The sequence below is a fragment of the Flavobacterium sp. FlaQc-52 genome (assembly GCF_044007495.1).
GTDB classification, from domain to species: Bacteria; Bacteroidota; Bacteroidia; order Flavobacteriales; family Flavobacteriaceae; genus Flavobacterium; species Flavobacterium cupriresistens.
Genome location: NZ_JBIPCV010000069.1, coordinates 1 through 243 on the forward strand (window position 1 = coordinate 1; position 243 = coordinate 243).

Annotated in this window: 1 rRNA gene; it reads right to left on the reverse strand. The window is 35.0% G+C overall.

What is annotated here, in order from left to right:
• A 23S ribosomal RNA gene (locus tag ACHRV5_RS22535) occupies nucleotides 1–88 on the reverse strand; the annotation flags it as partial.
• Nucleotides 89–243: the final 155 nt, after the last annotated feature.

The following is a 243-nucleotide window of genomic DNA, read 5'->3' on the forward strand; positions in this document are numbered from 1 at the left end:
CCCGTCCCCGTAGCTTTTCGCAGCTTATCACGCCTTTCATCGCCTCTGAGAGCCAAGGCATCCCCCATACGCCCTTATTTTGCTTATTGTACCAATCATAAAATCAATTATGACCGTTTTTTTTTGTCTTTTATTATCTGCATTACTGCTTATAACAAAAAACGCTTTCTACTTTTTATTATTTCTTATCTCAATATGTCAATGAACTTTTATTTACTACTTTTATAGTAAATCAGTGGAGAA